Below are 24,903 nucleotides of genomic sequence, written 5' to 3' on the forward strand. Positions count from 1 at the left end.
CTGATGCCTCATCTGGCTGCGAGCGAAAACCGGACACAGAATCCATCGTTTAGCCAGAGCCGCCCCTTCTTCGATTGTTTCATTGGCACTTTAAGCCCCTCACGTTTCCACAAACGCTCAACACGTTTGTTATTCACCCATTGCCGACAGGCGGTGTCTACACCGCCGAGAGGGGCCAGCCTGCGTCTCTTAACAAGGCAGACACCCGGCGGTAAGCGGATTAGAGCCCGGTCAGGTGCTACGATCGCGCATCCGGGTGCCTAGGCTCATTTTTTCTGCCATCACTTCCGCCGCCTCCCTTAGTGGGTCACCGGCAATATGGGCATAGCGCTGCGTCGTCATAGGATTTGTGTGCCCAAGCAGGCGCCCAACGATTGCGAGACTCATCCCGCTCGACACAAGCTGTGATGCGTGTGTGTGGCGATTGTCGTGGATGCGGTAGTCGCTGATACCGGCCTTCGAAAGAACGGATCGCCAGAATTTCTTGAGATCCACAATCGGCTTGTTCTTAGATCTGCCCGGAAAGACGAACTCCGACCCGGCGGCACCGTTCTTGATCCGGCTCAATAGGGCCGCGGCTGCTTTGGAGAGCGGCAAGTGCTCTGTTCGCTTCTGTTTGGTATGGTGAGAGGGCTTGATCCATACACCGCGGTCGAGGTCGAAATTTTCCCATTTGGAAGTCAAAACTTCCCCGATCCGTGCGCCGGTTAGCAGTTGCAGGCGGATCGCATTCGCAGCTTTCTGGTTCGGATGATTGTCCAAAGCCACGCACAGACGGGTCAACTCGTCGCTAGACAACCATCGGTGCCTTTTTTCTTCGTGAAATCTCTCGATACCTTTGGCAGGGTTATCTGATCGCATTCCCCATTTGATCGACAACTCGAACATCTTTGACAGAAGTGCGAGAGCACGATTGGCTTGATATGGCGTCACTTTGAGCGAATTGTGAAACGTCTGAATATCCTTGTGACGAACGTCGCGGATCTTTTGCGAGGTGAACCTTGGCAAGATTAGGCGCGTAAGCATGGATCTGTCATTGGCCACGCTCTTTGGCCGCTTTTTGGGGATCGCGTGCACGTCCAAGTATTGCTGACAGAGATCTTGCATGATGGGTGCTTCGCGGACCATCTGTGCTTCTGTAACTGGATCTCCGCCGCGCAACACATCCGAAAGCAGTCCCGTCGCAATGTCCTTAGCTTGAGCAAAGGACATTAAGGGGCCGTGCTGGCCAATAGTCTTTCGGCGCGATCTACCGGTGGATCGCGTTCTGTATTGGACGACGTAGGACTTCGTGCCGTTGAGTTTGACACGAACGCCGAAGCCCGGGAAAGATATGTCCCAGTAGATCAATTCCGCAGTCAGAGGTTGGAGTTTGTCGACGACAGATTTTGATAATCGTTGCTTTGGCATTTTTTGCTCTCTGGCTAAAATTGGGTAAGCACTGGGTAAGCGCTAGGTAAGCATAAACGAGAGAATTTGTAAGAAGTAATGTAAAGGGGATCGAAGTGAAGTGTCAGAATCCCTTTACATTTATGGGCAATATGGAGCGGAAGAGAAATGTGTAGAAGCAGTGGAAAGTGCGGTCCGTAAGATTTGTAATCAGTAGGTCCGCGGTTCGAGTCCGTGTGGGGGCACCATTTCATCCAGCATTTTGCGTGTATAATCATGCATATAGGGTTGAAGTGCGTTCCTCATAGGTGACACATTAGGAGACACAAGCGTGTCAGTCGTCATCTTTGAACTTGGAGCCATAGTCGTTTTGGCTAAGTATATTCATCTTAAGAAGAACTCAGAGGTTTGGTACTTCCGTCGTCGTGTTCCTGAGGATGTTCGCCACTACTACCCCAAATTGGGTAAGCGCGGTGAGATCTTCCATTCGCTCAAGACGAAAGATCCAATGGAAGCAGCAAGAATGGCTGATAAGTTGGCAACCCAGCAAGATAGTCTCTGGGATTCAGTGCGTGGCAATGTTAATCTAGTTGGGCCTGAAACGGTTGAGGTCGCTCATGCCATCCTTGATGCTCACGATTTGAAGCCCGGCCAAAAAGCTGAATATGATACCTACTGTATTGAGCCAGAGGATTTCATGTCGACCTTGCGGATGGAAGCTGATGTGCACTCGGCCGATGACACTCGAGCCCGACCAAATTGGTTTCGTGAGGTGCCTCCTGAGTATCAAATGGCCCAAGATTTGTTCAACGGGAAGAAAGCGCCATTGTTCCTGTCCGACGCATTGGTGAAATTTCAGGAACTTAAGGGGGAAGACCCAACCACCAAGAAGGGTGCTGATAGAGTTCGTGTTGTTGAAGACTTCATTGGTCTTGTCGGTAACCTTCAGATCCTAGATTACAGTCGAGAACACGCAAACGAGTACATTCACTACTTGCTCACAGAGAAGGGCAACAAGACGGCAACGGTAAAGCGCCGACTCAATGGTTTGAGACCTGTATTCAAGACTGTGTGTCGTGAGTTTGAGCTGACTGATCGCCAGATCTTTGAGGGGAACCACATTCCCAATCTTGGAGAGGATTCCAAGGACCGGCTCCCATTCACCAATACGGAACTCCAGACCATCTGGTCGGCTTGTGTTCAACAAGATGATGATATGCGTTGGATTATTGCATTGATGATCGACACTGGCATGCGTCTTGGCGAAGTCGTTGGCCTTAAAGTCGAAGACATCAAAATCGATGATCCTTCGCCATACGTCATAGTGAGACCCAATGATGCCCGATCCCTCAAGTGGACCTGTCACGGTATTGTTCCGCCCCTTTGAGAGCATATTCTGCCCCAAAGGAGATACACCATGGCACCACGACCATCCGAAGAATTCAAACGCGACGCAGTGCGGATCGCACTGACCAGCGGGCTGACCCGCCGACAGGCGTCCTCCGATCTTGGGGTTGGTATGTCCACCCTGTGCAAGTGGATCGGAACCTATCGTGACGCGGACGTTGTTTCGAAAGAGGATCAGGAACTGGCCAATGAGAACGAGCGCCTTCGCCGGGAAAACCGCCTTCTACGTGAGGAGAGGGAGCTGCTAAAAAAAGCAACAATCTTCTTTGCGGACCAAAGCAAATGAGGTTTTCATTTGTTGAAAAGCACCGCAATAGCATTCCCACAGAGCGACTTTGCCGGATTGTGGATGTCACCCCACGTGGCTACCGAGCCTGGCGCAAACGCCCTGCCTGCCAGCGTCAACGTGGGGATATGGTTCTGTTGGCCCACATCCGGGAGCAGCACCGCCTGAGTTTGCAGAGCTACGGCCGACCGAGAATGGTCGAAGAACTGAAAGAGCTTGGTCTGGATATTGGTCACCGCCGTGTCGGCCGATTGATGCGCCAGAACGGCATATCTGTTGTCAGAACCCGTAAGTACAAGGCCACAACGGACAGCAATCACAAGTTCAACATCACGCCAAACCTGCTGAACCGGAACTTCTCAGCAGATCGACCCAATCAAAAATGGGTTGTTGATATCAGCCACATCTGGACCCGCGAGGGCTGGCTCTATCTGGCCGTGGTTCTGGACCTGTACTCCAGGCGCGTGGTCGGTTGGGCTGTCAGCAACCGGATGAAGCGCGATCTGGCCATACGGGCGCTGAACATGGCCATAACCCTGCGCAGGCCGCCCAAAGGATGCATCCATCATTCTGATAGGGGCAGCCAATATTGCTCGCAGGATTACCAGAAAATCCTGCGCCGGTATGGCTTCAAGGTATCCATGAGCGGCAAGGGTAATTGCTATGATAACGCCGCAATGGAAACCTTCTTCAAAACCATCAAAGCGGAATTGATCTGGCGGCACTCTTGGCAAACCCGCAGGGCTGCTGAGATCGCCATCTTCGAGTACATTAATGGGTTCTATAATCCCCGCCGGAGACACTCGGCATTAGGCTGGAAAAGTCCCTTGGCTTTTGAAAAGATCGCCGCCTAAATGAGCACAAGGGGCGGAACGAAAGCGGGACAGGTCCAGACCTTTAAAACTGCCAGCAAGAATGTCCGAGAAGCCTGCACCGAAGCGGTCATCGGACAGTCCATCAAAGGAGGAATTCTTGCAGAGTACTGAGCGACAATTTCAGGTTTTTGTGGTAAAATGGGGCGTGGTTTCACGAGTTGGAGGGTTTTGGTATGCATCGCATCGTCTCATCCGCGAGTATCTTCTTGATTTTTTTAATCGTGCCTGTCGTGGTGGCGGCACAGACGTCTCCGGGAGAATCGGGGATTAGCTTGGAACAAACGATTGGATCGAATGCCGGCATCGGAAATGGGTCGGACTGGTCAACCGATGATGGCGAGAGATACTTCACCAGCATACCTGACAGTTCTGAAAATCCTGACGACCCGTCGCACGATGCAAAAGCGCCGAAGGTTGAGATTGACCCCGGCAAGTCCCAGAAGAACGCAAACAACAGTAAATGAGCGGTCCAAAATGGACGCATAAAGGTGTGCGGCCTTAATGTGCCGCTCACCAATTAGGCGACTGCATGCCGTCCAGAAAAGGAGAGTTCTTACGAAGCTCTCGTAAGGGATTTCCCGGCTCCCAGATCTTCCCCATCCCAGCCTTCCAAAGACTGCTCCGCCATAATATTTCTGGAATTCCTTTGCCTTGGAGGCCAGCGGGTGCATTTTGCAGTATGCACCGACAAGGATACGACTGCGCCCTTGGGTTCTGGAAAGGTTGTAGAAATGAAGCCTCATGCGTTGAGAATATTGTGGACGCTTGCCGTAGTTGTTGCGGCCTGCACAAATACGGCATGGGCGGCGGACCCGATTGTCGGGAAATGGCAGACCCAGCCGGACCGCAAGAACCTAACCTCCCACATTCAGATCAGCAGTTGCCGGGATGGATTCTGCGGCCTGATCCTGGCCGCCTTTGACCAGTCGGGCAAAGAAATGACCACACCAAATATCGGTAAACCACTGTTCTGGGGCGTGAAGCGGACAGGAGCTGGCCGTTATGGCGGCGGTATATTCTGGGTACCGCTGGTGAATGTGAAAGTCACGCCTAAGATGTCCCTGAAAGGCAATTCGCTGAAAGTCATAGGCTGCAAGATGGAAGTTTGCGAACAGTCCCTTTGGACCCGGATGTAAGTGCCGCCTAAACGTCCAAATAAGGAGGATACTTGGGCGCATAGTTGCTGACATCCGGCGTTGAGTAAAGTCAGGAAAACCCTAGTGGGTATCATAGTGAGACTACCTCACAGTAGAGTTTCGGAGTTTGCTTCGGGCTAGTGAGTGGACGTTTTTCATCAGTAACTTTTCAATTGGAACCGCAGGGCTCGTTACCAAACTTGCTCTGCGGTTCACTTTTGTCCGGGTGGTGGCTTGGGCGGCTCAACCCAAGTAAGGAGAAATCGAAGTGAACTTGGGCAATCCGGGTAATCCCCCCATTTTTAACAGGGGGCGGTCGTAGAATTTACGCGGCCATTTTCAGTTTCATTGCGGGTGTGATGCCGCCGAGGCCCATATTCGGGCGGTCATTATTGTAAGTCCATAGCCATTGTGTGGCAAAGTCCTGTGCCTCCTCTATGTTTTCGATGATATGTTGGTCCAACCATTCATGCCTGACGGTGCGATTATAGCGCTCGATGTAAGCGTTCTGCTGCGGCTTTCCGGGTTGAATGTACTGGATGATAATACCTTGTTTCTCAGCCCATTCCAGCAGCTTACCACTGATGTACTCCGGCCCATTATCGACCCGAATGGTTCCTGGTTTCCCACGCCATTCAATGATCCGATTAAGGCTGCGAATAACCCGTTCGGCTGGCAAAGAAAAATCGACCTCGATGCCCAAACCCTCGCGGTTAAAATCATCCAGCACGTTCAAGAGCCGAAACGCCCGACCATCCCCGAGGCGATCCGCCATGAAGTCCATCGACCAGGTCATGTTCGGGGCGTCCGGCACTGCCAGCGCATCGGGTTTGTCCCGCTTTAACCGTTTCCGAGGTTTGATCCGCAAGTTCAGTTCCAGTTCGCAGTAAATCCGGTAAACCCTTTTGTGGTTCCACGAATGACCTTGCACGTTACGTAGATGCAGGAAACATAGCCCAAACCCCCAAGTCTTCCGTGCGGCCGTCAGCCCAACCAGCAGATCGGCAATCTCTTCGTTCTCATCGCTCAAGAGCGGGCTGTAACGATAGCACGTCTCACTGACATCAAACGTGCGGCAGGCCAGCGCAATGCTGATACCGTGGCGCGCCACCGCTTTCTCGGCCAGACCCCGTCGCAAGGCTGGCCGGATCACTTTTTTCCCAGGGCTTCCTTCAGTAATTCTGCTTGCATGCTCATCTCGGCATACATCTTTTTCAGCCGCCGGTTCTCGTCTTCAAGCGCCTTCATTTGGCTGATCATCGACGCGTCCATACCACCGTATTTTGATCGCCATTTGTAGAACGACGCGTTGCTCATCCCGTGCTCGCGGCACAGCTCCGTTACAGGCACACCGCCTTCGGCTTGGCGTAGGATCGCAAGAATTTGGGGTTCGCTATATCTCGTCATCTTCATCAAAATCTCCTCATGCATTCTGCCGAGAAAATTCTACTTCCACATCCCCTTAGTTTCGGGGGGGATTACCGCGTCACCAGCCTGTTGGCGCAAAATGTCGCAGTCAAAATGCGTCTGTGACTGTCGGTCAACGTTAGAACAAGGAATTGCCTTGCTGGGGTTTGTTGGACACATCTCCGCAATGTCAGCTAACTGCACTTTCGCGACCTTGGTGCATAGTGCAGCATCCGACACTAAGGGCGGTTAGCATGCGTAATTGGGCTACCTCTGTTTTGAGGTCGAGCTCCCGGTATGATCACAAGATAGCCGTGAACAAGGGAGATAAATGATGGACTACTTTGTTGGACTTGATGTGTCGCTTCGCTCATGTGCGCTCTGTATTGTTGATACAAAGGGTAATGTTCTTCTAGAGCGCGAGCTGGCCTGCGAGGTCGATGACATTGCAGAGTGCCTTTCCGAGTTCGAATTCCCGATAGAATGTGTCGGCCTGGAAGCCGGAACCATGAGCCAGCATCTTTACTTTGGACTGCAGGCTGCCGGTTTTGATGTGGTTTGCATGGAGTCACGGCAAGTGAACGCTGCCCTGTCCGCAATGAGAAACAAGACCGACAAAAATGATGCCAAAGGCATTGCGCATGTTTTGCGCACCGGTTGGTTCAGCCCGGTGCACATGAAGAGCCGTGAGGCCCATGGTCTTAGAGCGCTCCTCAGTACACGCAAGGCATTGCTCAAGAAGACGATGGATCTGGCAAATGAAACCCGTGGGTTGCTGAAGATATTTGGCATCCGCCTGCCCAAAACCGTTTCGCATGGAAGTTTTGATGGCATCGTACGTCCTATCATCGAAATGGATGATGTTCTGGCGCATGCCCTTGTGCCGCTGCTCGACGCAAGGGTGGCGCTGTATCAGCAATACCTGGAGCTGGACCGGCGCGTAAAACAGGCTGCCAGTCAGGATGAAGTTTGCCTGAGACTGATGACCGTTCCCGGAGTTGGGCCCATTACAGCACTGACGTTTAAGGCAGCCGTCGATGATCCAACTCGGTTCAAAAGGTCCAGAACGGTTGGCGCGCATTTTGGACTTACTCCCCGGCGATACCAGTCAGGAGAGCACGACAACCCTGGCCGCATATCAAAGGCTGGAGATAGTGATGTCCGCGCTGCACTTTATGCGGCGGGCAATGCATTGCTCATGCGAAGTATGGCACAATCGCAAATCAAGTCTTGGGGAATGCGCTTGATGCGGACCAAAGGCCGCCGCCGTGCGGTTGTTGCTGTGGCTCGAAAATTAGCCGTTTTACTGCATCGTATGTGGGTCGACGGCGCGGAATTCCGTCAGGAACAGCTGGGGAGCACGGCATGACATAAATCGCCAAATACCCAGCCCTGACGGGATCGTCCTCACCGGACGAGGTTTGTGGAAGAAGCCGAAAAAGTTCGCTGCGCATCCTGAAGCGCGCCAGTTAGCGGGGCTCCCCACAGCCGATCCAACACATGCGTGCAGCGGTGCCAAATGAGCATCAACCAGACTGCGAAGAGAAGTGTGACCCGGATGAGTGACAATGACCCAGAAAACAAGGAAAACGAGCTTGACCCAAACACCCAATTAGAGAATCCGACCTTCGCTGCGAGCTGCGTGAATGACGGCTATGCGGAACAAATCTGACTGACATCATTAGCAGTGGGTGGCGAGAACGGTTTCTCATGCCAATCTTAGCAAAGCAGTTCTCTTTAACTCGCTTGGGCATTTTACCCGGCTTGATATATGCTCACTAGCAAATCAAGTTCGCTCGCCGCAGGTTGATTTAAAGCCTGCTCAGGCTGTCTGCGATCTCAGTTGCAATCGCTTTTGCGTCGACACCTTCGCGTTCCGCTGACACGCGCAGTCCCAAAAGATCAGACTGATATCGACGGGCGAGCACTTTCGGATCAAGCGCTTTATCGATGTATCCAGCCGATTGGGCCGCTTGAAACAGCTCTGCAAACTGCCCTTCCATCCTAAGTAGATGCCCATTGGCCCTGGCTGCCAGTGGGTGACCACGCGCATGCAATTCAAGGACAGTCTTGGCAAGCATACAGGCCTTAGCGGGGGCAGCGTCGTTTTCGATGGCCATCTCTGGAAAGAGTTGTAGAGCTTTGATCGGTCCAAGTTCTGCGGCCAGTGCCTTTAAGCGCAAAATGCCATCCTTTGCGTATTTATCCAGCGCAAGTTCGAACAAGGCATCCTTTGACCCAAATGCTGCGTAAAAACTGCCGGGTTTCATCTGCAAGGCAGCCTCAAGGTTTTTGAGTGACGTTCCCGCCCATCCGCGCTGCCAGAACAGGTCACGGGCGCGGTCAATCAATTCATTTCGGTCGTATTTAGGCTTGCGAGGCATGGGGTCACCAATTTTTGAGCGATCACTCAATTATATACTTGAGTGATCGCTCAAGAAAGCCTAAATAGCAATTATTCAACGCTTTCGCAAAGGACATCACATGGCGAACTTCCCCTCTCATGACCTCGATACCGCACCTGACGCCTCCAAGCCTCTGCTGGAGAAGTCACAAAAAGCTTTTGGCCGGCTGCCCGGTCTACATAAGGTTCTGGCCGAAAGCCCGCAGGCCTATGAGGGATATCAGCTGCTTCACAAACTGTTCACGGAAACCGACTTTGATGCCGACGAACTGACCGTCGTCTGGCAGGCAATCAATGTTGAGAACGCCTGTCACTATTGCGTCCCGGCCCACACGGGTATCGCAAAGATGATGAAAGTGTCCGATGAGCTCACCGAAGCCCTGCGCACCGAAATGCCACTTCCATCGGCCAAGCTCGAAGCGCTACGCACATTTACAATTCAAATGCTTCGGGAGCGTGGCAATGTGTCAGAGGCGCAAATGAAAGCTTTCTTTGACGCAGGTTATGGTCACCGGGCCGTTCTGGACGTCATATTAGGTCTTGCCCAGAAAACCATGTCGAACTACGTCAATCACGTCGCAGAAACGCCCGTAGATGAGGTATTTCAACCTCTCGCATGGCAACGCGGCGATACTCCTCTAGAGGTCTGATTTTGGCTCGGGCGTGCTCTTTGTTATTTGCCTGGCGCGCCCGCTCTAACTGCAACGGGACCCCGACCCGCAGAATCTAGCGTCCAAAGGGCAATATAGTTTACTTGAATGCTTTAGCTGAAGACGATCAATTTTTTCCCTGCCCATAGGCGGCGTCTGCAATTAGGCCAACTCGCCTACCGGATTTGCCATCCGCTGCGTTGCAGAGCTACAGTTGGATTGGGCTCCGAGTTGCCGTTCGCCGCGCCCTGCATCAAGGACCACAATGGGCCGTTAGTGACCGTGGCCTTGTTCGTAATAGTGCTCGAGAAGCTCAGGCGTGAAGCCAGTAATCTTGTGAGCTTTGAGGGGGATTTCTCTGACAAAGTGCTCTTTGGGATTGGTCATATTATGTCCTTTCGACGTTCGAATTTGTCGATGACAATTGTTGGGGGCCGCCTCACAACATCAACCGTAACGCTGCCCCCAGAATTGAGGCGACGAGCAAGATTTTGATGATGCCCCAGTGCAGCCGGAACGCCAGAAAGCAGCTGAGGAGAAACAACGCCAAAGCGAGCCATTCTATCGTGGCGAGGTCAGGACGCCACAGCGTCACCGGTCCCAGATGTTGGCGGTTCACAGTGGTAAACAACACATGTAAAGCGAACCAGATCGACAGGTTGAGGATGACACCCACAACCGCTGCCGTAATCGCCTTAAGTGCGCCCTTCAGCCTTGGCTGATTTGAGATCCATTCGATGTAGGGCGCACCAGCAAATATCCATAGAAAGCACGGTGCGAAGGTCACCCAAAGAGCCACCAAGGCAGCGGTCAACCCGAGGAGAAACCCACCTTCCCTGAATCCTGCCAAGAAGCCCACAAATTGCGTCACGAGGATCAGCGGGCCGGGTGTCGTTTCTGCCAAGCCCAACGCGTCGATCATTTCCCCTGCGGTCAACCATCCGAACTGCACCACAACATCTTGGGCCATGTAGGCAAGAACTGCGTAGGCACCGCCAAACGTAACGATCGCAAGGGTGGAAAAGAACTTGCCCACTTCGATAAGAAGCTCTGGCGCTCCCAACCATGTGAGTGCCAACAACGGAAGCAGCCAGATCGCCAGCCAACTGACGATTGTGCCTATAGTTTTGCGGACCGATACGTGCGCCATATCGACAACGCGTTGCTCCTCTTGAGTGGTCCCCAAGAACCAGCCAAAAAGACCTGCCATCAATACGATCAGTGGATAGGGAATAGAGAAAAAGAATATCCCGATGAAGGCGAAGCCCGCGATCAGCCAGTGCAATTTCTGCGAAAGTGCTTTCTTTGCGACACGCAAAAGCGCCTCAACAACGATCACCAAAACCGCAGCCTTGATCCCGTAGAACAGCGCTTCCACAAGCGGCACGTTTCCATAGATGCTGTAGATCGCGGCAAGCGTCATGATCACCACTGCACCAGGGACGACAAACAGCAATCCGGCGATCAGCCCCCCAAAGGTGCCGTGCAACCGCCAACCCGCATAAGTCGCCAGCTGCATGGCTTCGGGGCCGGGCAGGAGCATGCAAAAACTCAAGGCATTGAGGAACTGCTGCTCAATCAGCCATTTACGTTCTTCGACGACTTCCTTGTGCATGAGTGCAATTTGGGCGGCAGGACCGCCAAAAGATAAGATTCCTATCTTCCACCAAACGCTCGCCGCTTCTGCCAGAGACGGATTAGCGCTTGTTGGGACTTCACTTGAACTGACCATGATCTAAGCCTTTGTAGAAGCGGCAGGCCAGTCGTGCCCTTCGTCTGTTGCGTCTCGCGCCCACCGATAGAAGGCATCATAGAGCGTCATCCCGGCCTCAAGCTGTTCCAGGTCGTCACGGTACATCCGTGACAAGCCCAATGATATCGCCAGCAAACCCGCCGCCTCGGGTGCCAGATCATGCTTGTTGGTATCAGCGCCGCGAACGACTAGAGCCAGTTTCGCGAGTGCGTCATTTCCTACCCCAAACTCCTCGATCAAGGTGTCAAAAGTGCATGTGTCGCCACGGTGGCTCCAGAATACGTCTTCAATATCGAAGGGAGTTGCACTGAAACGCTGCGCGACATTGTTCACTTGCGATGCCGCAACGAACAAAATTTGAGCTCTTGGATCAATGAACCTTCGAATGAGCCAAGGACAGGCAATTCGATCAATCTTCGGTCTATGGCGCGTCACCCAGACTGTGCGCCCAGTTGCGTCCAAAGGCGGCATCTTCTCTGTCAAAACCATCGGATGTCCGGCATCTCTCCAGGCAAATTGCCCGCCTTCGAGAACTTCCGCTTGAACACCGCAACTGCGCATCAGGGCAGCCGCGCCCTGACTGATCTTCAGGCCCTTTTGACAATAAACGATAACCGACCGACCTTTGAGGTCATCAGCCAGATCAATCACATTCAGAAAGGGGTGGCGATACGCTCCGGGGATCAGCCGGGGGTCATCGTCGAAATCTTCATCGGTGCGCACATCGAGCAAAACAGGACAATCAGGTGTTCCCACCAAGCGAGCCAAAGTAGAAACGGGAATTTCATTGTACGACGCCATAAAGCATCCTCCTTAAGAAGTTTAAACTGGAAGGATGCAAGATCAGGCTGGCGCCTCACGGGGTTCTTGCGGACCCCAGAGTTCCATCTTTAAGTGCTAACTGATCGGCTGTCAAACTTCAGAGCGGACATTGGTCGCAATGTAGAATATTTAAAGAATGGACTCTGACCAGCCATTCGCTGCACCATCCACGAAGGTCGGCAGTGGGCCGTTCGCGACAGTTGGGCCAGCAACAGTGAATGACAGCAAGGTGCTGCATAGCCGCCGTCTGACGGGGGTTAATTGGAGTCTTCTTCGGTAACACGCCGGTGACGATGATCGGCTCACGCGCGGTTTCCCATGACTGAATGTGATTGGTTGGAACGCGCGCATTCTTGCGCGCCTTCCGTCCATTTGTTGCGGAGATGTGGGCCCTTGACCGGGGCTAGAAGGTGGCTATGACGCGTGCCGGGCCGCCAGATCCTCCTCGGTGAGTGGGTGCCCCGACAAAAATGGTTGCACCGGCTTCGGGCACCTGATCCAGGTTCGCAATATTCTCAATCCCGTACCTATTTGTCGGCAACCAAGCGTAATGGGTATCAAAGGTCTCTGTTGATCCGATATCGAAGGATAGCGAGTCAGTCGCTATGGCAACGGCACCTGACTGTTCCATCAGCATATGAGCTGTCTCGACGTGAAAACCCGGGTAGTGCCGTACACCCTTATCGTCAAATCCTGCAAATTTTGGTGTGTTGACGTGCCTCTGCCATCCGGAGTTCATTGCCACACATGCTCCGTCGGGTATGTCGCCATTACGACTGATCCAAGCCATTAGGTCATCAGGCGTAACTTCGGCCTCAATATTTGCATCCGCCTTTTCTTTGATATCGATAACGCATAACGGGCAGATCAGGTTTTCAACTGGAATTTCTTCGACGGACAGACCGTCTGCAGAGAAATGCAATGGAGCATCAACGTGGGTGCCGGTGTGTTCGAACACCTCCATATTAAATGCGTTGAAGCCACTTTCTTCAAACTTGGCCAATTGTTCCATCTTGATTCCGGGGGAACCGGTCCAGGTCGGAAACTTGTTATCAAAGACGTAGGTCAGATCGACAATACGACCCGTGTTCTGTGCCTGCGCGGCTTGTGTCGCGCCGAGAACGAGCCCAGAGCCAACCGTCAAGGCGGGCGCGGCGGCCATAAACTGACGCCTTGAAAGCATGCGAGATTTAACAGTTTCCATTACACATTTGTGGCACATAGTCTCGTCTCCCAATAAATGACTGAATTCAGTTCATCTAGCCCGACATCACTTCCCGACAAATATGCGCCGCTTTCTGTAAGTTCCCGGTCAGTTAGTCGGGGCCATATTTGTTGTCTTGTAACGGTGGTTGGTGGTCTGGGCAAACGATGGCCCACCGCCACAGACTGATCCGACCAAGCTGGCGGTCATCTTGCAGCCTCTTGTTTCCAGCGCCGAGGACGGCAAGCGGAAGCTGGGGTGGCTGATGCCCACCGGCTCTGGCTTGAATGTGCCTGTGGGCACAACGGGCCTATTCAGGTCGCGCACATCATTGCAAGTTTGGGGATCAGATCACAGTTGGTGATGCGATAGAGCGGCTGCGGTGGTCAGCCTGCCGGACCAAGCAGGTCAAGGATTATCGGATTACCTATGTCGGTGGTTCGTGGGGCGCGATGCGGAGCAGGGGCCTCAGAAATTGGAATAAGGGCAGGGATCAAACCCCGCCCTTTTTACGTTTTGGTCCAACTCGGACTATTTTCCGTTCCAACTCACTTTGAAAACAAACAGAACTTTTCATATTTGTAATCAGTAGGTCCGCGGTTCGAGTCCGTGTGGGTCACCATTAAATCAATGGCTTAGCTACGTTGTTACACTCTAGGCTTTCGGCTAGTAGGCAGCTAATAGTAGGATAGAATGTCAAGTGTGGGACTGGTCGCCGAATTTGCGGATTTGGCACACAGTAACCCCCATCAAAATCCCCACATAGGAATAGGTTATTGTTTTGCCGTGTGGATCAACGCACCTCAATCGCTCCCGGATAATCGAGACGTTCCAAGTGTGATCTCCTCGGGAACTGGGCGTAACTATTTGCTGACGCGTAACCGGCAACGGCAATGATTGAAGGTTGAATGGCACCGGCTTTTGTAACGCTGTTAGTAAGCAATGGTCGGACAACCGGAAGCGCATCAGGCTCATAACCTGAAGGCCGTAGGTTCAAATCCTACTGTGATAATCAAAATTATCGTTATATATCAGCTTATTACGCCCTGATTCTGCGGGGTTGTTTTCGTTACCCACCCTGGACTGGAAGCACTGCGGAAGCAAGCGGAGCGAAGTCGTTGTGTGGTCGTTTGGCAACATTCGAAGACGGGTGGGTAATGGGTGAGTGGTGTCGGTCACGTCTTGGTAGTCACGCTCTAGACGGTCAACCCACATGACTACGAGCACATCCCCTCGACGTAGCTTGTCATAGAGGCGTTTACCCTCAGGACGCTATGACAGCTTGGTGGAAACACCTGATACTCCATGGTCAACAATGACTTCATCGATGTGAAACCCTGCTGCTAAGGCGTGAGTGTGCTGAAGCTCTAGAGTTTGCTCTGCAGTGCTCACACGAGCGTAGAATAGGGTCGCACTGAAACACATGGTCAAAGAATACGTTGACATCGCTTCGGCCGCGCCGGGAAGAGAGCGCTCATCACGATTTGCAGTGCCTTGCTGACTAACCTGCACTCAGGATCGTTTCCCAATTTGTAGAAAGAATGACGTCCTTCAACTTTTCAGCATAGTCCTGAAATGGCGACTTTTCCCGCAACAATAAGTTGACCTGACGTCGAGATGTTAAGTCTGAAATTTCCCGAAAGACCAGATCTGACGGCGCTATATGTAGCACTGCCTTGGGTAATATCGTAACCCACTTGTCTGATCGAACCATTGCAATAAGCGATAAGGTGTTGCGGGCAGAGAGATCCGCATGAGAGGTCATCTCTTGAAAACTCTTTGACTCAATTGAGAGGCACAAATCGTTTTTGATGAACGCTTCGGAAACCACATCAGTCAGGAGTATTGGACCCGTTCTATGTGCAAGTGGATGACGTGGCGAGCAAATGAGCCCAAAGCGATCTGAGAACAGCGGTGTCTGTTGAATTCCATTCAGGGTGTGGTGACTGGAGGCGATGCCAATATCTGCTTTGCCCCTGCTCAGAGCGTCGACCACTTGTTGGGAATCCGTGTCGCGCAGCTCAATTTTGGTTCCGGGGCAGACATCGCGGAACCTTTGCACCATCGAGGGGAACATAAGGCCAGCAACCGACGGCACAGAGGCAACGCGTACAATGCCCTGTGGGGCAACCGCTGCGGCCTGAATGGCCTTTATGGTGTCGTCAAACTGGTGCAATTCAATCTGGGCTAGTTCAAAAATTTGCAGCCCAACCGGTGTTAGTTGGTTTTTCCGATCACTGACAAACAGGCGCTGGCTAAGGTGATCCTCCAACTGTTTGAGTGTCATTGAGACTGCGGATTGCGTCCGACCCAACCTTGTCGCCGCATCACCCAGATTTCCGGCTTCAGCTACCGCGCTGAAACAACGTAACATTTCTATTTTGATAGCCATGACTTCAAAAACTCTGAAATTTGATTAAGTTATTTAAATTTGACTGATGTTGGGTGTCGTGTCCATTCTTTTCCCAACTCAATGCGTGGGAAAACTGATGTCTGAGACCAAACTGAACCTGATTGCTGGAAACTGGGCTGCGGGAGCAAGCGAAACCGAAAATCGCAACCCGTCGGATCTGAGCGATATGATTGGCATGTTCGCCCAAGCGAGCACGCACCAATTGGAAGAGACTCTGAACCAGGCACAATTCGCGCAGGCGGAATGGGCTGCGTACGGCATAGAGCGCAAACAGTCGGTGTTGATGAATATCGGCAACGAGATGATGGCGCGGGCCGAGGAGTTGGGTACTTTGCTGAGCCGGGAAGAGGGTAAACCTCTGGCCGAAGGCAAAGGCGAAGTTTATCGTGCCGGGCAATTCTTTACCTATTACGCCGCTGAATGCCTTCGTCAACTGGGTGAAAATGCGGATTCGGTGCGCGCTGGTGTCGAAATCGACGTGCGCCGAGAAGCGGTGGGGGTTGTTGCCATCATCTCCCCATGGAACTTTCCCGCCGCCACCGCTTCGTGGAAAATTGCTCCGGCTCTTTGCTATGGCAATGCCGTGGTTTGGAAACCCGCCAACATCACTCCGGCTACGGCTGTGGCGCTTGCGGAAATTATTGCCAAACAGGATATTCCCAAAGGGCTGTTCAGCCTTGTGATGGGATCTGGCCGTTCCATTGGTCAACAACTGGTGGAAAGCCCCAAGGTGAACGCAATTTCGTTTACTGGATCTTTGCCTGTGGGCAAAGGGATTGCCACTGCCGCCATTCAAAACCTGACCAAGGTTCAGATGGAAATGGGATCCAAAAATGCCTTGGCTGTGATGGATGACGCCGATCTGGATCTAGCGGTAACGCTGGCCTTGGGTGGTGCGTTTGGCAGCACGGGTCAAAAATGCACGGCCTCCTCACGGCTGGTGATCCATAGTGCGGTGCACGACAGTTTTGTAGAAAAACTGGTTGCTGGCACCAAGGCGATGAAAGTGGGCCACGCGCTGGAGGTTGGAACCCAGATGGGGCCGGTCGTCAGCCAGCAGCAGCTTGATGAAAACCTGGCCTACGTTGATCTGGGGCTATCCGAGGGAGCTGAGCTGGCTTGTGGCGGCGCCCGGTTGGATATGCCGCATGACGGTTTTTACATGTCGCCCGGAGTGTTCCTAAACACCACCAATGATATGCGCATCAATCGCGAGGAAATGTTTGCCCCTCTCACCTCTGTGATCAAAGTGGGCAGCTATGACGAGGCCCTAAGCGTGGTCAATGACACCAAATTTGGCCTGACATCGGGTATCGTGACGCAGAGCCTTGCCCGCGCCACTCATTTCCGCCGCAATGCGCGCACTGGGGTGGTGACGGTTAACTTGCCAACCGCTGGTACTGATTACCACGTGCCCTTTGGCGGACGCGGTGACAGCTCGTACGGGCCACGAGAACAGGGTAAATCAGCTGCAGAATTCTATACCACCGTCAAAACCGCATATATCAGCGCGGGGACACCGGTCTAATGCGTATCGACGGCCTGCAATATGCCAATTGGTCCGAAAAGATCTTTCGGCAGTTGCGGGAGGGCGGCGTGGATGCCGTCCACGTCACCATCGCGTATCACGAGACGTTTCGCGAAACGGTTCTGAATTTCGAAAAGTGGAACCGCTGGTTCGAACAATTCCCAGATCTGATCATGAAAGGCCAGTGGGCCAGCGACATCAACAAGGCCCGTGAAACCGGGCGCACAGCTATATTCTTTGGCTTCCAAAACCCAAGCCCGATGGAAGACGACATTGGGCTGATCGAAATACTGCACACGCTGGGTGCCCGTTTCATGCAGCTGACCTATAACAATCAGTCATTGCTGGCGTCTGGATGCTATGAGAGCGAAGACACTGGAATTACCCGAATGGGTCGCCAGGTCATCAAAGAGATGAACCGCGTCGGCCTTGTCATTGACATGAGCCATTCTGCGGACCGGTCAACAATTCAGGCCGCAGATCTATCCGGGCGCCCAATCGCCGTCACTCACGCCAATCCGTTTGATTGGGCACCAGCGCTGCGGAACAAGAAAAACGATGTGATCCGGGCTGTGACCGAAAACGGTGGCATGTTTGGGTTCTCGATCTACCCGCATCATCTGAAAAACAAATCAGACTGCACTCTGCAAGAGTTCTGCGAAATGATCGCCCGTTGTGCCGACAGGTTTGGCATCGAGCACTTGGGCATCGGCAGCGACCTTTGCCAGGACCAGCCTGATACAATCGTCGAGTGGATGCGCGTTGGTCGGTGGACAAAGGACATCGATTACGGCGAAGGGTCGGCGGACAAGCCGGGTTTCCCGGACATGCCTGCGTGGTTCCGCGATAACCGTGATTTTGGCAACCTAGAAAATGGACTGCGTGGGGTTGGGATGTCCGACGCTGAGGTTACCGCAGTTCTTGGCGGCAACTGGCATCGCTTCTATGCCGCAAATTTCATACCGCAAGTCTGACGATATGACTGGCAGCGCCCCTTTCACAGTCTCTCGCCGCGATCCTAAACGCGTTATGCGGCTCAAAAGACTCGGGTCATTACACCAATGCCGCCTTAGCTTTATGCGGGTTTTGACCCGACGTATGGCAGAGGAATCTTGGGAGTTTACCTGTCCTGTTTTCAACATTGGAGCGGATGGTACAGGCCACGCGGTCTATTGTGCCAAAGGTCCAGACCGCACCTATTCTCTAGTCGCTTTTGCTCATGATCTGGCGCCGGAAATGCGGTCGGACCGGGTAATTGCAGAGGCATGGGATGCTACGTTCACGTTGGTTGATGGTATCCCTGATGCCAGTGATATTGCGCGACTGTCGCAAAACGTTCCCTTACAGGAAGCTGGCCGCGTTAGTGAAAGCGAGCTCTCCCTCTCACGAGCAAATCGCTCGGTTCGTTTGTGGAAGCATGTTGTCGAAGCTCTAGCAGGCGGACGGCAACCTGACCCGGAACAACTGGCGAGCGTCGGCTATCTGATGCGTACCACCGCCGTTTATGGCTCTGGTAAATTCGGTGCGGCTGACCGCGAGTTGATCGCGGATAGGCCGGAGTTTGCCGCGCCGTTCCAGGCTGAGATGCTTTCGGTGTTCCTGACCCGCGCTTTTGTACTGGATCTGGTAGAACACGCTGCCCAAAGCAAAGGTGGCGATACGGCCGTGCGGCTAGATCCCAAAGTTGCAAGACAGCTTGGGATCGGAAATTCAACTGGGCTTGGCATGGCGCCATTCATCGTGAACCATCCCATGTTGTTTAACAATTGGATTAAGGCGCGCGAAGAGGCACTGTTGCGGGTCCGGCAGGTACATTTCGCATTAGAAAACGAAATGTTTCTGTTCGAAGAGATGCTGATGCGTAGCGCTCGTTCGATTGCCCAATGGCATTCTGAACATCCGGTGCAAATCGCAAGACTTGACGCTCTTCGAGCGGACTTGGATGCGTTGTTCCGGTATCTCGCGGAACAAGATCTGACAAAAAAGCACCCTTGGGATCACCTGGTTCGATGGTCTGAGGTAAACCTGAGCGAGGAAGGCCAGGAACTAACGGTTTCATTGCTGTTGGAACCCTATGGGCATCTTGTGGACGGTCTGTCGACCTGTTTGTCAGATGGCAATTCAGATGCATTTTTGATCGACGGTAGCATGCCGATCAGCACCTTGAAAAACCTGATCCAATCCTGTTTTGGCTGGGCGTTGAAGTTGGACTGGTCCAGCCCGGAAAACTGCGCGCGCGCGTGGTATGTATCAGCCGAGAAGCTTGAGCCTCGCATCGGGTCACGGTTTGAGGAACCGATTGCGGATTATGAACAGCCTTTGGCGCCAGCACGGGATGCGGCACGGGCCTTTGTCACGCTTGGTGAATGGGATCAGAACAATACGGTCGCGGAGTTCCTGTTGCTCCACCCGGAACATCGCCACACGGTCAGGCGTGCCCAGATCAGCGCCAGCGCGCCCTATAGCGAGATCCAGGATAATACCATCAGCGAAGGTGTCCTCCCGATTGATATGCTGCGGGCCAAGCTGTCCTTCTTTGGCGCCACACATTTTGACCCACGTTCAGATCGTTGGGTGCGGATTTGCATGTTCCAAGGAGCGCCATACCCCAACGAGCTGACTAAGAATAACGCCGATTTTTGGATCTATCCCGGGTCGGAGGGAGGCGAATGAGCTACTCTTTGAACGAAGTTGAGGCCCTCAGCAAACGGGCGGCCCGTGGGGCGGGACTGGATTGGGGCTTCGCAGAAGAGGCGTCCAAAGCAACACGGTGGCTTTGCGCGCAGGACCTTGACGGTTGCCGGTTGCTGTCCAGCATTTTGGACGCCTATCAGGACAACGGGCGCCACTTACACGCGCCGCTAACTCTAACTGGAGAATGGCACACCCCAATAGAGACGCTTTGCCCAGTGCAAACAGGGGCGTCTCTATCGGATTGTGCAGCGCAGGTTGCTTCCGATGGGGTTGAGATCCGCGATCTGTCCAATCCGTTGTTCATTCTCCCATTTGTTGCAGCGGTCGCCCGTGTAACCAAAACCTGTCTGCTGGTGACCTGGGAAGGCGCATCCATCACAACAGATGGAAACACCGTCGATCTACGATTTTCCGCTGAGACCACGCCCTATGTCGAACATGCTGATCGATTGGTGATTGCCCAAACTGCACCGCTGACCAAGGCCGCGAAATCGCCCTGTCGCGCCAACCCCAGCAGCCAGAACTGGGAAGAACTCAACTCACTTGCCGCGCTGACCTATGCGCCCGCAACGGAAACGTCGCGGCGCCTTGGGGCAGGGGGCGGGCAAACTGACAATGACTAATCCGGAGGTCTTATGACTGAAACACGAACTTTAAGTCTTGCTGAAATCGAAGAGCTGTCCTTTGAGGCGCTAGTGGCGGCTGGAACCTCTGCGGAAAACGCGCGCCCTCTGGCGATTGCAACGGCCGCGACCGAGGCCGACGGCGTCGCCAGCCACGGATTGGCCTATATCCCGATTTATGCCGAGCACGTTCAATGTGGAAAAGTTGATGGCCAGGCTGTACCCAAACTGGATGTGACGCGCCCGGGCGTGATCACAGTGGATGCGGCTACAGGGTTTGCGCATTCGGCCATCGATAAGGGGTTTGAACAGCTGATCCCGCTTGCCCGTCAACAGGGTGTTGCCGCGCTGTCAATTCACAATTCCTATAATTGCGGCGTACTGGGGTACCACACCAATCGCTTGGCCGAAGCAGGTCTGGTTGGGCTTGGCTTTACAAATGCACCGGCGTCAATCGCACCATCGGGGGGATACAAACCCGTTGTCGGCACTAACCCATTTTCGATTGCCGCGCCGGGATTGGATGGAAAACCGGCGGTATTGATCGACCAAAGCGCCAGTACCATCGCCAAGAGTGAAGTGATGAAATATGCGCGCGAAGGCAAACCGATACCTGTTGGCTGGGCTCTGGACGGGGACGGCAACCCAACCACTGATCCAAATGTCGGCCTAAAGGGCTCGATGGCGCCCTCTGGTGGCTACAAGGGTGTCGGAGTTGCATTGCTGGTCGAGATGATGGCGGCCGCCCTTACCGGGGCCACGTTGGGCATCAATGCTTCGCCGTTTTCTGGCACCGCTGGTGGACCGCCTAAAACGGGGCAATTTTTCCTGGCAATCGATCCTGCAGCAACATCCGGAGATCTGTTTGCCGCCCGTATCGCAGACCTTGCAAACGCGGTTCATGCGCAGGACGGCGCGCATCTTCCAGGGGACGGACGCACGAAAAAACGCGCCTTGGCGCAGACACAAGGCGTTGCGGTCAACACCGCAACTCTTGCCCGGATCGAGGCACTCCTCGGTTAGGGGAAATGCCTGTCAGGGGAAGGCAGGCCAATTGGAGGGGTTACAGAGTAACCCGTTCCAAATGCTCATAAATGAGCCAACAGTGGAAGGGAGAGTTCCAATGTCAATCAAGCCTCCATTTACGGAGCTGGAAATCAAGAAGGCGGGGTCTGGATTCTATGAAGGATACAGTCTGCCGATTGCGCTGATCAGTAAGATCACAATGGCCTTACTGGTTATTTGGGCCCTGGTTTGGCCCGCCAATGCCAACAGTGCATTGGGAAGCCTGAACTGGAAAATTCTGGGGGATTTCAACGCGTTTTACATCGTGATTGTTGGGGCATTCGCGTTCTTCCTGTTTGTTGTGGCAGCGCTACCGCAAACCGGCAAACGGGTCATGGGGCGCCCGGGCGAAGCACCAGAGTTCTCAAACTTTTCATGGTTTTCAATGATGTTCGGTGCCGGTTTGGGCGTTGGACTGATGGTTTTTGCCACTGCAGAACCTATGGGGCTTTGGGGGTCGAATCCGGTGGTTGTGTCCGGCGAGGTTGTCGGCAATACCGAAGCAGCGCTGCAATCTGGATATCGCTATACATTCCTGCACTATGGTATCCACGCCTGGGCCATCTATGTGGTGACCGGCCTGTCGCTGGCATACTACGCTTACACGCGTGATATGCCGCTGACGATCCGATCGGCCCTGACGCCATTGTTTGGCAAATATGTGAATGGTGTCTTTGGTCATATCGTCGATGTTCTGGGTGTTGTTGCCACAATTCTAGGTGTGTCGGTAACAATCGGTTTTGGTGTCAGCCAGTTCGTTGATGGGCTCTATGCGATCACAGGCATGGAATGGATGATGGATATGACCGGTGATGCTCCGGCCCCAGGCACAGTGGGTCTTGTTTCAGGTCTGGTCATTATCATGGGGCTGTCGATCATTTCAGCCGTGTCAGGTGTGGGACGTGGGGTAAAGTATCTCTCGAACCTCAACCTGGTGTTGTCGATCGTTTTGTTGCTGACCTTTGTGATTTTTGGATCCTTCATGTTTGCAATGACCACCTATGCCACCGCGCTGATGGACTACATCCTGCACTTTGCCGCGCTTAGTTTTGGCCCTTACACCCCGCAATCCCCAGAGGTATTTGCGGCGGCCTTGCCGGAAGCAGCCAAACCTCTTGCCGGAGATCTGATGGCAGGGGCAACCAATGCCTGGGGATCCTTTGATGGGTTCAAATCAGGTCTGGATGGTGCGGCTGCAGCACTGCCAGAGGAAACTCTTGCTGCTGTGTACGATGCCGGTAATGCAGGGCGTCAGTTTGGCTGGCAGGCCGGGTGGACCACGTTCTACTGGGCTTGGTGGATCGCATTCTCGCCCTTCGTTGGCCTGTTCCTTGCCCGTATCTCCAGAGGTCGTTCGGTCCGGGAATTCATTGTAGGCTGTGTCTTTGCGCCTACGTTGGTCTGCTTTGCCTGGATGACAATCCTTGGTGGTACAGCCATTGATCTGGAACTGACCGGGGATGCCAATGGCGTGATCATCGGAGCCTCTAATACTGCCAAACTGTTTGTGACTTTGGGGGAAATGCTCTCCGGTGGTTTCCTGACAGCGATCACTGTGATGTGCGTGGTGCTGATCCTGACCTTCCTGGTAACCTCGGCTGACTCGGGTATTTTGGTGATGAACACCATCATGTCCGGTGGCGAGCAGGAAACAGGTATCAAACACCGTATCGTCTGGGGCGTGATCCTGACTTTGGTGATTGGAACGCTGCTGATTGCTGGCAAAAACAACGGCGGCGCAGATCCGATGGAAGCGCTAAAGAGCGCGATGATCATCGGCGCACTGCCTTTCACGGTGGTGATGGGGCTGATGTGTGTGTCGCTGGCCAAGGCGCTGTATCGTGATGGTCTGCGTGACAAACATAGTGCAGCAGAAGCCGCACCTGCCGAGTAACCAATAATTCTTGAGCGGGCTGTAGTGGCCCGTTCGTTCCAACAGTGCGTACCTCATTTGTACTGAGCGACGCTAACGCCTCCTCCGATAGTTGAGAATACCATGACTTACAGTGGATTTCGGGTCATTCGCGAAGCGTTGACTGGCCATAAAGGGTGGCGGTCTGTCTGGCGCGATGCCCATCCAAAGCCTCATTATGATTTTGTCGTCATTGGCGGTGGCGGTCATGGCTTAGCAACAGCCTATTACCTTGCCCGTGAGTTTGGTGAAGCAAACATAGCGGTTGTTGAAAAGGGCTGGATTGGTGGTGGCAATGTCGGGCGCAACACGACGATCATCCGATCGAACTACCTGCTGGATGCAAATGAACCATTCTATGAGTTTTCGCTGAAGCTCTGGGAAGGGTTAGAGCAGGAGCTGAACTACAACGCCATGGTCAGCCAGCGTGGCATCCTGAATCTATTACACAGCGACGCCCAGCGCGACGCGGCACGTCGGCGGGGGAACGCGATGATCCTGAACGGATCAGATGCTGAATTGCTGGACATTGCTGGAGTTCGCAAACTCTATCCCTTCCTGAATTTCGAAAATGCCCGGTTCCCGATCAAGGGTGGATTGCTGCATCGACGCGGTGGCACCGTGCGTCATGATGCGGTGGCCTGGGGCTATGCCCGCGGGGCCGACCGACAGGGTGTCGACATCATCCAAAACTGTGAAGTCACCGGGTTTCGCATCAAAAACGGGCGCTGCCTGGGGGTTGAAACCACAAAAGGATTTATAGGTGCGACCAAACTTGGTGTGTCCGTTGCTGGCTCGTCCAGCCGGGTGATGGCCATGGCAGGGATGCGGTTGCCCATCGAAAGCCATGTCTTGCAGGCCTTTGTCAGCGAAGGGCTGAAGCCCACATTGCCCGGTGTCATCACCTATGGCGCAGGCCATTTCTATTGCAGTCAGTCGAACAAAGGCGGTCTTGTCTTTGGCGGGGATATCGACGGCTACAATTCCTATGCACAGCGTGGCAATCTTCCCACTGTTGAAGACGTCGCAGAAAGTGGAATGTCCCTGATCCCAGCTTTAGGCCGCATACGCCTCTTGCGCAGTTGGGGCGGCATCATGGACATGTCGATGGATGGATCCCCGTTTATCGATAAGACACCTATCGACGGTCTCTATTTCAACGGCGGCTGGTGTTACGGCGGCTTCAAGGCAACGCCTGCTGCAGGTTTTGCCTTCGCCCACCTGATGTCCACAGACCGCTCGCATAAAACCGCCACTGCTTATCGTCTCGACCGGTTCCGCACCGGACACATGATTGATGAAAAAGGTCAGGGCGCGCAGCCCAACCTGCACTGA

21 protein-coding genes and 2 pseudogenes are annotated in these 24,903 nt (G+C 53.6%); 14 read left to right on the forward strand and 9 right to left on the reverse strand.

The window, feature by feature from the left end; translation table 11 throughout:
- Positions 1-29: 29 nt before the first annotated feature.
- Both QPJ95_RS17395 and QPJ95_RS17400 read right to left on the reverse strand, forming a co-directional pair.
- Positions 30-214, reverse strand: a pseudogene (locus tag QPJ95_RS17395) (hypothetical protein); the annotation flags it as partial.
- 17 nt (positions 215-231) lie between these two features.
- Complete coding sequence (locus tag QPJ95_RS17400; protein ID WP_286018157.1) at positions 232-1,410, reverse strand: tyrosine-type recombinase/integrase; 1,179 nt, start codon at positions 1,408-1,410, stop codon at positions 232-234.
- Positions 1,411-1,720: 310 nt separating this feature from the next.
- On the opposite strand from QPJ95_RS17400, the gene QPJ95_RS17405 reads away from it, so the two are divergent.
- From QPJ95_RS17405 to QPJ95_RS17420, 4 genes are all read left to right on the forward strand, one after another.
- Positions 1,721-2,776, forward strand: a complete 1,056-nt coding sequence (locus QPJ95_RS17405; protein ID WP_270921283.1) for a site-specific integrase — start codon at positions 1,721-1,723, stop codon at positions 2,774-2,776.
- 30 nt (positions 2,777-2,806) lie between these two features.
- A protein-coding gene (locus QPJ95_RS17410) for an IS3 family transposase (RefSeq protein ID WP_390922428.1) occupies positions 2,807-3,936 on the forward strand; the annotation gives its coding sequence in 2 pieces (ribosomal slippage) (positions 2,807-3,050 and positions 3,050-3,936; 1,131 coding nt in all).
- A gap of 194 nt (positions 3,937-4,130) precedes the next feature.
- A complete protein-coding gene (locus tag QPJ95_RS17415) occupies positions 4,131-4,421 on the forward strand; it encodes a hypothetical protein (RefSeq protein WP_270921295.1) in 291 nt (96 codons plus the stop codon).
- Between the two features lie 201 nt (positions 4,422-4,622).
- On the forward strand, positions 4,623-5,093 hold the full coding sequence (locus QPJ95_RS17420) for a DUF2147 domain-containing protein (RefSeq protein WP_270921296.1): 471 nt from the start codon (positions 4,623-4,625) through the stop codon (positions 5,091-5,093).
- 325 nt (positions 5,094-5,418) lie between these two features.
- On the opposite strand, the gene QPJ95_RS17425 is transcribed toward QPJ95_RS17420, so the two are convergent.
- Positions 5,419-6,506 (reverse strand): IS3 family transposase gene (locus QPJ95_RS17425; protein WP_286018159.1). Its coding sequence is split into 2 segments (ribosomal slippage): positions 5,419-6,245 and positions 6,245-6,506, totalling 1,089 coding nucleotides; the frame shifts between segments, so codons are not numbered across the junction.
- Between the two features lie 328 nt (positions 6,507-6,834).
- Here QPJ95_RS17425 and QPJ95_RS17430 point away from each other — a divergent pair.
- Positions 6,835-7,869 carry an IS110 family RNA-guided transposase gene (locus QPJ95_RS17430; protein WP_270920875.1) on the forward strand — a complete coding sequence of 345 codons (1,035 nt, stop codon included), beginning with the start codon at positions 6,835-6,837 and terminating at the stop codon, positions 7,867-7,869.
- Positions 7,870-8,019: 150 nt separating this feature from the next.
- Positions 8,020-8,172, forward strand: coding sequence for a hypothetical protein (locus QPJ95_RS17435; RefSeq protein ID WP_270920876.1), 153 nt, complete (start codon positions 8,020-8,022; stop codon positions 8,170-8,172).
- Between the two features lie 139 nt (positions 8,173-8,311).
- Here the strand turns inward: QPJ95_RS17435 and QPJ95_RS17440 are convergent, their stop codons facing one another.
- Entirely contained in the window at positions 8,312-8,884 is a 573-nt protein-coding gene (locus QPJ95_RS17440) for a TetR/AcrR family transcriptional regulator (RefSeq protein WP_270920893.1), read from the reverse strand.
- Between the two features lie 100 nt (positions 8,885-8,984).
- Here QPJ95_RS17440 and QPJ95_RS17445 point away from each other — a divergent pair, with 100 nt between their 5' ends.
- Positions 8,985-9,554, forward strand: a complete 570-nt coding sequence (locus tag QPJ95_RS17445) for a carboxymuconolactone decarboxylase family protein (protein WP_270920877.1) — start codon at positions 8,985-8,987, stop codon at positions 9,552-9,554.
- A 439-nt stretch (positions 9,555-9,993) separates the two neighbouring features.
- Here the strand turns inward: QPJ95_RS17445 and chrA are convergent, their stop codons facing one another.
- The 5 genes and pseudogenes from chrA to QPJ95_RS17470 form a co-directional block, all read right to left on the reverse strand.
- Positions 9,994-11,286 carry a chromate efflux transporter gene (gene chrA, locus QPJ95_RS17450; protein WP_270920878.1) on the reverse strand — a complete coding sequence of 431 codons (1,293 nt, stop codon included), beginning with the start codon at positions 11,284-11,286 and terminating at the stop codon, positions 9,994-9,996.
- A gap of 3 nt (positions 11,287-11,289) precedes the next feature.
- Positions 11,290-12,108 (reverse strand): sulfurtransferase/chromate resistance protein, encoded by an 819-nt coding sequence (locus QPJ95_RS17455; RefSeq protein ID WP_270920879.1) that lies wholly within the window; start codon positions 12,106-12,108, stop codon positions 11,290-11,292.
- A 424-nt stretch (positions 12,109-12,532) separates the two neighbouring features.
- The gene (locus QPJ95_RS17460) at positions 12,533-13,351 is read right to left on the reverse strand and encodes a cyclase family protein (protein WP_270920880.1); all 819 of its coding nucleotides are present in this window, start codon (positions 13,349-13,351) and stop codon (positions 12,533-12,535) included.
- A 1,149-nt stretch (positions 13,352-14,500) separates the two neighbouring features.
- Positions 14,501-14,758, reverse strand: a pseudogene (locus QPJ95_RS24300) (recombinase family protein); the annotation flags it as partial.
- 76 nt (positions 14,759-14,834) lie between these two features.
- A complete protein-coding gene (locus QPJ95_RS17470) occupies positions 14,835-15,725 on the reverse strand; it encodes a LysR family transcriptional regulator (protein ID WP_270920881.1) in 891 nt (296 codons plus the stop codon).
- A 97-nt stretch (positions 15,726-15,822) separates the two neighbouring features.
- Here QPJ95_RS17470 and QPJ95_RS17475 point away from each other — a divergent pair, with 97 nt between their 5' ends.
- From QPJ95_RS17475 to QPJ95_RS17505, 7 genes are all read left to right on the forward strand, one after another.
- Positions 15,823-17,274 (forward strand): aldehyde dehydrogenase family protein, encoded by a 1,452-nt coding sequence (locus tag QPJ95_RS17475; protein WP_270920882.1) that lies wholly within the window; start codon positions 15,823-15,825, stop codon positions 17,272-17,274.
- Entirely contained in the window at positions 17,274-18,248 is a 975-nt protein-coding gene (locus QPJ95_RS17480; RefSeq protein WP_270920883.1) for a membrane dipeptidase, read from the forward strand. The genes QPJ95_RS17475 and QPJ95_RS17480 overlap by 1 nt, the downstream gene beginning before the upstream one ends.
- Positions 18,249-18,252: 4 nt before the next feature.
- Positions 18,253-19,947 carry a hypothetical protein gene (locus QPJ95_RS17485; protein ID WP_270920894.1) on the forward strand — a complete coding sequence of 565 codons (1,695 nt, stop codon included), beginning with the start codon at positions 18,253-18,255 and terminating at the stop codon, positions 19,945-19,947.
- Complete coding sequence (locus QPJ95_RS17490) at positions 19,944-20,591, forward strand: DUF3726 domain-containing protein (protein ID WP_270920884.1); 648 nt, start codon at positions 19,944-19,946, stop codon at positions 20,589-20,591. The genes QPJ95_RS17485 and QPJ95_RS17490 overlap by 4 nt, the downstream gene beginning before the upstream one ends.
- Positions 20,592-20,603: 12 nt before the next feature.
- The gene (locus tag QPJ95_RS17495) at positions 20,604-21,614 is read left to right on the forward strand and encodes an Ldh family oxidoreductase (protein WP_270920885.1); all 1,011 of its coding nucleotides are present in this window, start codon (positions 20,604-20,606) and stop codon (positions 21,612-21,614) included.
- Between the two features lie 100 nt (positions 21,615-21,714).
- Positions 21,715-23,550: a BCCT family transporter gene (locus QPJ95_RS17500; protein WP_270920886.1), complete on the forward strand. Its 1,836-nt coding sequence runs from the start codon at positions 21,715-21,717 to the stop codon at positions 23,548-23,550.
- Between the two features lie 102 nt (positions 23,551-23,652).
- Positions 23,653-24,903 carry a sarcosine oxidase subunit beta family protein gene (locus tag QPJ95_RS17505; RefSeq protein ID WP_270920887.1) on the forward strand — a complete coding sequence of 417 codons (1,251 nt, stop codon included), beginning with the start codon at positions 23,653-23,655 and terminating at the stop codon, positions 24,901-24,903.

Source organism: Parasedimentitalea psychrophila (genome assembly GCF_030285785.1).
Classification (GTDB): Bacteria; Pseudomonadota; Alphaproteobacteria; order Rhodobacterales; family Rhodobacteraceae; genus Parasedimentitalea; species Parasedimentitalea psychrophila.

Excerpts from the sequence above, each read along its gene's own strand:
- QPJ95_RS17500 (WP_270920886.1), top strand. The coding sequence starts at position 21,715 with ATGTCAATCAAGCCTCCATTTACGGAGCTGGAAATCAAGAAGGCGGGG.
- QPJ95_RS17485 (WP_270920894.1), top strand. The coding sequence starts at position 18,253 with ATGACTGGCAGCGCCCCTTTCACAGTCTCTCGCCGCGATCCTAAACGC.
- QPJ95_RS17440 (WP_270920893.1), bottom strand. The coding sequence starts at position 8,884 with ATGCCTCGCAAGCCTAAATACGACCGAAATGAATTGATTGACCGCGCC.
- QPJ95_RS17475 (WP_270920882.1), top strand. The coding sequence starts at position 15,823 with ATGTCTGAGACCAAACTGAACCTGATTGCTGGAAACTGGGCTGCGGGA.
- chrA (WP_270920878.1), bottom strand. The coding sequence starts at position 11,286 with ATGGTCAGTTCAAGTGAAGTCCCAACAAGCGCTAATCCGTCTCTGGCA.
- QPJ95_RS17445 (WP_270920877.1), top strand. The coding sequence starts at position 8,985 with ATGGCGAACTTCCCCTCTCATGACCTCGATACCGCACCTGACGCCTCC.
- QPJ95_RS17495 (WP_270920885.1), top strand. The coding sequence starts at position 20,604 with ATGACTGAAACACGAACTTTAAGTCTTGCTGAAATCGAAGAGCTGTCC.
- QPJ95_RS17435 (WP_270920876.1), top strand. The coding sequence starts at position 8,020 with ATGAGCATCAACCAGACTGCGAAGAGAAGTGTGACCCGGATGAGTGAC.
- QPJ95_RS17455 (WP_270920879.1), bottom strand. The coding sequence starts at position 12,108 with ATGGCGTCGTACAATGAAATTCCCGTTTCTACTTTGGCTCGCTTGGTG.
- QPJ95_RS17430 (WP_270920875.1), top strand. The coding sequence starts at position 6,835 with ATGGACTACTTTGTTGGACTTGATGTGTCGCTTCGCTCATGTGCGCTC.
- QPJ95_RS17460 (WP_270920880.1), bottom strand. The coding sequence starts at position 13,351 with ATGTGCCACAAATGTGTAATGGAAACTGTTAAATCTCGCATGCTTTCA.
- QPJ95_RS17470 (WP_270920881.1), bottom strand. The coding sequence starts at position 15,725 with ATGGCTATCAAAATAGAAATGTTACGTTGTTTCAGCGCGGTAGCTGAA.
- QPJ95_RS17490 (WP_270920884.1), top strand. The coding sequence starts at position 19,944 with ATGAGCTACTCTTTGAACGAAGTTGAGGCCCTCAGCAAACGGGCGGCC.
- QPJ95_RS17505 (WP_270920887.1), top strand. The coding sequence starts at position 23,653 with ATGACTTACAGTGGATTTCGGGTCATTCGCGAAGCGTTGACTGGCCAT.
- QPJ95_RS17480 (WP_270920883.1), top strand. The coding sequence starts at position 17,274 with ATGCGTATCGACGGCCTGCAATATGCCAATTGGTCCGAAAAGATCTTT.
- QPJ95_RS17400 (WP_286018157.1), bottom strand. The coding sequence starts at position 1,410 with ATGCCAAAGCAACGATTATCAAAATCTGTCGTCGACAAACTCCAACCT.
- QPJ95_RS17415 (WP_270921295.1), top strand. The coding sequence starts at position 4,131 with ATGCATCGCATCGTCTCATCCGCGAGTATCTTCTTGATTTTTTTAATC.